The organism is Streptomyces sp. NPDC016851 (genome assembly GCF_055562795.1).
In genome coordinates, this window is sequence record NZ_JBVHEP010000015.1 from 214,637 (window position 1) to 222,614 (window position 7,978).

At 71.9% G+C, this 7,978-nt stretch carries 5 protein-coding genes; all 5 read left to right on the plus strand.

From position 1 onward, the window contains the following. Nucleotides 1-2: 2 nt before the first annotated feature. Nucleotides 3-1,271, plus strand: coding sequence for an aspartate aminotransferase family protein (locus ACZ3I3_RS24350; protein WP_467368344.1), 1,269 nt, complete (start codon nt 3-5; stop codon nt 1,269-1,271). Further along, entirely contained in the window at nt 1,268-4,144 is a 2,877-nt protein-coding gene (locus ACZ3I3_RS24355; RefSeq protein WP_467368346.1) for an FAD-binding and (Fe-S)-binding domain-containing protein, read from the plus strand. Before ACZ3I3_RS24350 ends, ACZ3I3_RS24355 begins: the two co-directional genes overlap by 4 nt. After that, nucleotides 4,141-5,580, plus strand: coding sequence for an NAD-dependent succinate-semialdehyde dehydrogenase (locus ACZ3I3_RS24360; RefSeq protein ID WP_467368347.1), 1,440 nt, complete (start codon nt 4,141-4,143; stop codon nt 5,578-5,580). The genes ACZ3I3_RS24355 and ACZ3I3_RS24360 overlap by 4 nt, the downstream gene beginning before the upstream one ends. A 237-nt stretch (nt 5,581-5,817) precedes the next feature. After that, nucleotides 5,818-7,479, plus strand: coding sequence for a discoidin domain-containing protein (locus ACZ3I3_RS24365; protein WP_467368349.1), 1,662 nt, complete (start codon nt 5,818-5,820; stop codon nt 7,477-7,479). Nucleotides 7,480-7,598: 119 nt separating this feature from the next. After that, nucleotides 7,599-7,978 (plus strand): helix-turn-helix domain-containing protein (locus ACZ3I3_RS24370; protein WP_467368351.1); only part of this gene is annotated, 380 nt, incomplete at its 3' end.

The following is a 7,978-nucleotide window of genomic DNA, read 5'->3' on the forward strand; positions in this document are numbered from 1 at the left end:
AAATGACCGCACTGTCGCCGCACCTTCGCCAGGCCACGCCCGTGGTGGCGGCCCGGGGCGAGGGCGTCCACCTCTACGGTGAGGACGGCCGCCGCTACCTCGACTTCACCGCCGGCATCGGCGTCACCAGCACCGGGCACTGCCACCCCAAGGTCGTGGCGGCGGCGCAGGAGCAGGTGGGCACGCTGATCCACGGCCAGTACACGACCGTCATGCACCAGCCGCTGCGCCGCCTCGTCGACAAGCTGGGCGAGGTGCTGCCGGCCGGCCTGGACAGCCTGTTCTTCACCAACTCCGGCAGCGAGGCCGTCGAGGCGGCCCTGCGGCTGGCCCGCCAGGCGACCGGCCGGCCCAACGTCATCGTCTGTCACGGCGGCTTCCACGGCCGTACGGTCGCCGCCGCCTCCATGACCACCTCCGGGACCCGCTTCCGCTCCGGTTTCTCCCCGCTGATGAGCGGTGTCGTCGTCACCCCCTTCCCGACGGCCTTCCGCTACGGCTGGGACGAGGACACCGCCACCCGCTTCGCGCTGAAGGAGCTCGACTACACCCTCCAGACGATCTCCTCGCCCGCCGACACGGCCGCGATCATCGTCGAGCCGGTGCTCGGCGAGGGCGGGTACGTGCCCGCGAACAGCGCCTTCATGGAAGGGCTGCGGGAGCGGGCCGACCGGCACGGCTTCCTGCTGATCCTCGACGAGGTGCAGACCGGCGTCGGCCGTACCGGGCGCTTCTGGGGCCACGACCACTTCGGCGTCACCCCCGACATCCTCGTCACCGCCAAGGGCCTGGCCAGCGGCTTCCCCCTCTCCGGCATCGCCGCCTCCGAGGAACTGATGACCAAGGCCTGGCCCGGTTCGCAGGGCGGCACGTACGGCGCCAACGCCGTCGCCTGCGCCGCGGCCTGCGCGACCCTCGACGTCGTCCGCGACGAGAAGCTCGTCGAGAACGCCGAGGCGATGGGCAAGCGGCTGCGCCACGGCCTGGAGGCGGTGGCCGACCGGACCCCGGGCATCGGCGACGTCCGCGGCCTCGGCCTGATGCTCGCCACCGAGTTCGTCGCCGAGGACGGCAGCCCCGACCCCGAGACCGCCGCCCGCGTGCAGCGCGCGGCCATCGACGAGGGCCTGCTCCTGCTGCTGTGCGGTGCGTGGAACCAGGTCGTCCGCATGATCCCCGCGCTCGTGATCGACGAGGCGGGCGTGGACGAGGGCCTCCAGGCCTGGACGAACGCCGTCGAGGCCGGCACCTCCGGAGCGGCGGAGCGATGACCACCGCCACCCGCGACCTGGCCGGTCTGGCGGCCCGCATCGCCGAGATCGCGCCCGGCCTGCGGGTGGAGACCGGCCCGGGGGCGACCGGCCCCTACGCCTACGACGCCTCCAACTACCGTGTGCCGCCGAGGGCCGTGGCCTTCCCGCGCACCGCCGACGACGTGGTCGCGGTGCTGCGGGCCTGCCGGGAGGCCGGCGTCCCGGTCACGGCCCGGGGCGGCGGCACCAGCATGGCGGGCAACGCCGTCGGACTCGGGGTCGTCCTGGACTTCTCGCGGTACATGAACCGGATCCTGGACATCGACGTCGAGGGCCGTACCGCGCGCGTCGAGGCCGGTGTCGTCCTCGACGCGCTGCGCGGGGCGACCGCACTGCACGGGCTCGACTTCGGACCCGACCCGTCCTCGCACAGCCGCTGCACCCTCGGCGGCATGATCGGCAACGACGCCTGCGGGAACCGGTCCGTGCGCGACGGGCGGACCAGCGGGCACGTCGAGGCCCTGGAGATCGTGACGGCCGACGGCGTGCGGGCCGTCGCCGACCACTCCGGGCTGCGTGCCGCGGAGCCGGGTGACGCGGAGGCTGTGCGGCGCGTCGCCCGGCTCGAATCCGGCCTCAGGCGGCTGGTCGAGGACAACCTGGCGCTGATCCGCACCGAACTGGGCCGCGTCCCGCGCCAGGTCTCCGGCTACCAGTTGCACCACCTGCTGCCGGAGAAGGGCTTCGACCTGGCCCGCGCCCTCGTGGGCACCGAAGGCACCTGTGCGGTCGTCACCGCCGCGACGGTCCGCCTGGTGGCGACCGCACAGGCCTCCACACTGCTGACGCTCGGCTACGAGGATGTGGTCGAGGCGGCCGAGGACGTGCCGGAGATCCTGCGCTGGTCGCCCAGCGCCGTCGAAGGCATGGACGAGGCGATCGTCGCCACCATGCGCGCCCGGCGCGGCCCGGACTCCGTCACCGGACTGCCGGAGGGACGGGCCTGGCTGTACGTCGAGCTCGAAGGCGATGACCAGGCCTCCGTGCACGCCCGCGCCGCCGAGCTCCTCGACGCTCTCAAGGCCCGGGGGCGGATGACCGGCGGCCGGGTCGTCGAGACTCCGGCCGAGCGGCGCTCGCTGTGGCGGGTCCGCGAGGACGGGGCCGGGCTCGCCGCCCGCCTCGTCGACGGCGGGGAATCCTGGCCGGGCTGGGAGGACGCGGCCGTCGCGCCCGAGAACCTGGCCGCCTACCTGCGCGACTTCCGCAAGCTGCTGGCCTCGCACGAACTGACCGGCGTGATGTACGGGCACTTCGGCGCGGGCTGCGTCCACGTGCGCATCGACTTCGACCCGGCCACCGAGACCGGCCGGACGGTCATGCGGCGCTTCCTGAGCGAGGCGGCCGCGCTGGTCGTCGGGCACGGTGGCACGCTGTCGGGAGAGCACGGCGACGGACGCGCGCGCAGTGAGCTGCTGGAGGTCATGTACAGCCACCGCATGATCGCCGCGTTCGCCGCGTTCAAGAAGACCTTCGACCCCGACGGGCTGCTCAACCCCGGCGTGATCGTCGACCCGGCTCCCTTGGACGCCGACCTCGCGCTGCGGGAACTCCCGCTGCTGGACACGACCTTCGGCTTCCCCCATGACGAGGACGGATTCGCGGGCGCGGTGCGCCGCTGCGTCGGTGTCGGCCGCTGCCGCAGTGACGCGGGCGGGGTGATGTGCCCGAGCTACCGGGCCACCGGCGAGGAGAACGCCTCCACCCGCGGCCGGGCCCGCATGCTGCAGGAGATGGTGCGTGGTGAGGCCGTCCAGGACGGCTGGCGCTCCACCGAGGTGCGCGAGGCGCTGGACCTGTGCCTGTCCTGCAAGGCCTGCTCCAGTGACTGTCCGGTCGGCGTCGACATGGCCACGTACAAGGCGGAGTTCCTCCACCAGCACTACAAGGGCCGCCTGCGCCCCCGTTCCCACTACTCCCTGGGCTGGCTGCCCAGGACCTCGGCCCTGGCCGGTTACGCCGCCCGGCCGGTCAACGCACTGCTGCGCGGGCCGGTCGGCAAGCTCCTCGCCCGTCTCGGCGGCGTCACGACCAAGCGGAGGATCCCCGCCTTCGCCTCCCGCCGCACCCTGCGCAAGACCCTGCGCGCGGCCAGGACGCCAGGGCCCGCGAAGGCCGTGCTCTTCGTCGACAGCTTCACCCGCGCCTTCCGCCCCGAGGTCGCGGGAGCCGCGAGCCGTGTGCTGGCCGGCGCCGGCATCCCCTGCGCGCCGCAGGACGGACTGTGCTGCGGGCTGACCTGGGTCAGCACCGGACAGCTGAACGTCGCCCGCAAGATCATGGCCCGCACGGTCGCCGCGCTCGACGACGGTGACGACCGGCCGATCATCGTGGCGGAGCCGAGCTGTGCGGCCGCGTTGAAACGTGACGTCCCCGAACTGCTCGGCACCGAAGCAGCCCAGCGCGTGGCGAGCCGCGTCCACACCTTCACCGGGGCCCTCACCGACCTCGCCGACCAGGACTGGAGCCCGCCACCGCTGCCCGAGAACGTCGTGCTCCAGACCCACTGCCACGAGTACGCCACCTTCAAGGGCAGCCGCCCCGCCGACCTGCTGCGCTGGCTCGGCGTAGGCGGCGTCGACGAGGCCGAGGGCTGCTGCGGACTCGCCGGGAACTTCGGCTTCGAGGCAGAGCACTACGACACCTCGATGGCCGTCGCCGACCTCGCCCTCAAACCCCGCATCGACCACCTCGACGGACGCACCGTCGTCGCCGACGGCTTCAGCTGCGCCACCCAGATCGACCATCTCGCCGGAGACCGGGGCGTCCGCGCCCTGCACCTCGCGGAACTCCTCGACCCCGCCGCCGACCGACCAGGAGAGACGACATGACCGAGGTACTGACCCAGTTGTTCATCGGCGGTGCCTGGGTGGACGCCGCGGACGGCGCCACCATGCCCGTCGACGACCCCGCCACCGGTGAGATTCTCTGCGAGGTCGCCGACGCGGGCCCCAAGGACGCCCGGCTCGCGGAGGAGGCGGCCGTCCAGGCACAGCAGGAGTGGGCCCGTACGGCGCCCCGGGCGCGCAGCGAGATCCTGCGCCGCGCCTACGAGCTCATCCTGGAGCGCACCGACGAGCTCGCCCACCTGATGACGTCGGAGATGGGCAAGCCGCTCGCCGAGGCCAGGGGAGAGGTGGCGTACGCCGCGGAGTTCTTCCGCTGGTTCTCCGAGGAGGCCGTCCGCATCGACGGTGGCTGCGGCACGCTGCCCGACGGGCGCAACCGCATGCTGCTCTCCCGCCGCCCGGTCGGGCCCTGCCTGCTGATCACGCCGTGGAACTTCCCGCTGGCCATGGGCACCCGCAAGATCGGCCCGGCCATCGCTGCCGGCTGCACGATGATCCTCAAGCCGGCCCCGCAGACCCCGCTGTCCAGCCTCGCCCTGGCCGGCATCCTCAAGGAGGCCGGCCTGCCGGACGGCGTGCTGAACGTCGTCACCACCTCACGCGCCGGAGAGGTGTGCGAGCCGCTGCTGCGCGGCGGCCGGATCCGCAAGCTCTCCTTCACCGGCTCCACCGGCGTCGGCCGCATCCTGCTCGCCCAGTGCGCCGACACCGTCGTGCGCACCTCGATGGAGCTGGGCGGCAACGCGCCGTTCATCGTCTTCGACGACGCCGACCTGGACGTGGCCGTCGACGGCGCGATGGTCGCCAAGATGCGCAACATGGGCGAGGCGTGCACCGCCGCCAACCGCTTCTTCGTCCACCGGTCCGTCGCGGACGAGTTCGGCCGGCGGCTCGCCGAGCGGATGGGCGCGCTCGTGGTCGGTCCCGGCACCCGCGACGGAGTCGACGTCGGCCCGCTGATCGACAGGACCGGACGCGGCAAGGTCGAGGAACTGGTCGCCGACGCGGTGGAGCGTGGCGCCCAGGTGCTGGTCGGCGGCCGTACGCCGGAGGGGCCGGGCTGCTTCTACCCGCCGACCGTGCTCACGGACGTCTCTCCCGAGAGCCGCCTGATGGACACGGAGATCTTCGGGCCCGTGGCCGCGATCCTCACCTTCGACGACGAGGACGAGGTGCTGCGCCGGGCCAACGACACGCCCTGGGGCCTGGTCGGTTACGTCTTCACCGAGGGCCTGGACCGCGGCCTGCGCGTCAGCGAACGCCTGGAGGTCGGCATGGTGGGCCTGAACACCGGCCTCGTCTCCAACCCGGCCGCGCCGTTCGGCGGGGTCAAGCAGTCCGGACTCGGCCGTGAGGGCGGCCGGGTCGGTATCGAGGAGTTCCTGGAGTACCAGTACGTCGCGGTGCCCGTGCGGTGACGGTGTCGCGCCCCCTGGTGCCGGTGGCACCAGGGGGTTCGCGCTGTGCCCGTCGGCGGCGACCTGATGACCCGTCAGTAGGTCATCGGTCACGGGCTCTTGACTCGTGACGCGGCAGTGGCCATCCTCGTCGGACCCTTGGATGAGGTCATGACAACCCGGCCCACGGTCCCGGTCTTCGGGGCCCCGGGCGGCCGGTGTGTCGACCCCGCCACCCCCCGACCGAGGACGTGGGCCGTGACCAGTGCAGGACGCCCGTACCGCCGACGCAAGAACGTCACCGTCGTGTCGCTCCTACTGTTCGTCCTGGCCGTCGCGCTGGGCCCGACGCCCAGTTCGGCGGCCGGATCCGACTGGTGGAACCCGACCGCACGGCCCGCGCCGGACTCCCGGATCAACGTCACGGGCGAGCCCTTCACCGGCACCGACGCCAAGGGCGAAGTGCGCGGCTTCGTCGACGCGCACGACCACATTTTCGCCAACGAGGGCTTCGGCGGCCGTCTGATCTGCGGAAAGCCGTTCTCCGAGCAGGGCGTCGCCGACGCGCTCAAGGACTGTCCCGAGCACTACCCGGACGGCTCGCTCGCGATCTTCGACTTCATCACCAACGGAGGCGACGGCAAGCACGACCCGGTGGGATGGCCCACCTTCAAGGACTGGCCCGCCCACGACTCGCTGACCCACCAGCAGAACTACTACGCCTGGGTGGAGCGGGCCTGGCGCGGCGGTCAGCGGGTGCTGGTGAACGACCTCGTCACCAACGGCGTCATCTGCTCGGTGTACTTCTTCAAGGACCGCGGCTGCGACGAGATGACGTCCATCCGGCTCCAGGCCAAACTGACGTACGACATGCAGTCCTTCGTGGACAAGATGTACGGCGGGCCCGGCAAGGGCTGGTTCCGGATCGTCACCGACAGCGCCCAGGCCCGTGAGGTCATCGAACAGGGCAAGCTGGCGGTCGTCCTCGGCGTCGAGACCTCTGAGCCCTTCGGCTGCAAGCAGGTCCTCGACATCCCGCAGTGCAGCAGGGCCGACATCGACAAGGGCCTGGACGAGTTGCACGCGCTGGGCGTGCGCAGCATGTTCCTGTGCCACAAGTTCGACAACGCGCTGTGCGGTGTCCGCTTCGACTCGGGCACGCTCGGAACGGCCATCAACGTCGGGCAGTTCCTCTCGACGGGCACCTTCTGGAAGACGGAGACGTGCAAGGGCCCGCAGCACGACAACCCCATCGGCAACGCGACGGCGGCCGCGGCCGAGAAGAAGCTCCCGGCGGGCGTGGAGGTGCCCTCGTACAAGGCGGACGCCCAGTGCAACGTCCGAGGACTCACCGGACTCGGCGAGTACGCCGTCCGCGGCATGATGAAACGCGGGATGATGCTGGAGATCGACCACATGAGCGTCAAGGCCACCGGCCGGGTGCTCGACATCTTCGAGGCCGAGTCCTACCCGGGCGTGCTCTCCTCGCACAGCTGGATGGACCTGAACTGGACCGAACGGGTCTACCGCCTCGGCGGGTTCATCGCCCAGTACATGCACGGCTCCGAGGGGTTCATCGCGGAGGCGAAGCGCACGGAGGCCCTGCGCGACAAGTACGGCGTGGGCTACGGCTACGGCACCGACATGAACGGCGTGGGCGGCTGGCCGGCCCCACGGGGTGCGGACGCCCCGAACAAGGTCACCTACCCCTTCAAGAGCGTCGACGGCGGCTCCCTCATCGACCGGCAGACCACAGGCGAGCGCACCTGGGACCTGAACACCGACGGCGCCGCCCACTACGGCCTCGTCCCGGACTGGATCGAGGACATCCGCCGGGTCGGCGGCCAGGACGTGGTGGACGACCTGTTCCGCGGCGCCGAGTCCTACCTCGACACGTGGGGAGCCACCGAGAAGCACTAGGTGTGCTGTCCGGGGACGTTGGTGACAGGCGACACGCCTTGAGTGGTCCTTGAATGAGGTGAGGGCCCCTGGTTTCGGTGTGGATTGCGACATCTGCACCAACACACAGGAGGCCCTCGTTGTCCCACCGTAACGCCCCGCTGACACCGACCGGCAGGCTGCGTCTGGCCCGGTGCGTCGTCGAGGACGGCTGGCCACTGCGCCGGGCCGCGGAACGCTTCCAGGTCAGTCACACCACCGCGTCCCGCTGGGCTGACCGCTACCGCCGACACGGGGCAGCGGGCATGCACGAACGCTCCAGCCGTCCCCACCACAACCCTCGCCAGACCCCTGCCGCCATCGAGCGGAAGGTCGTCCGGCTACGGCGCGAGCACCGCATCGGCCCGGTACGGCTGGCAGCCCGGTGCGGCATCGCCGCCTCCACCGCCCACCGCATCCTCACGCGCCAAGGACTGCCCGCCCTGGTCGCCACCGACCGGGCCACCGGTGAACCCGTCCG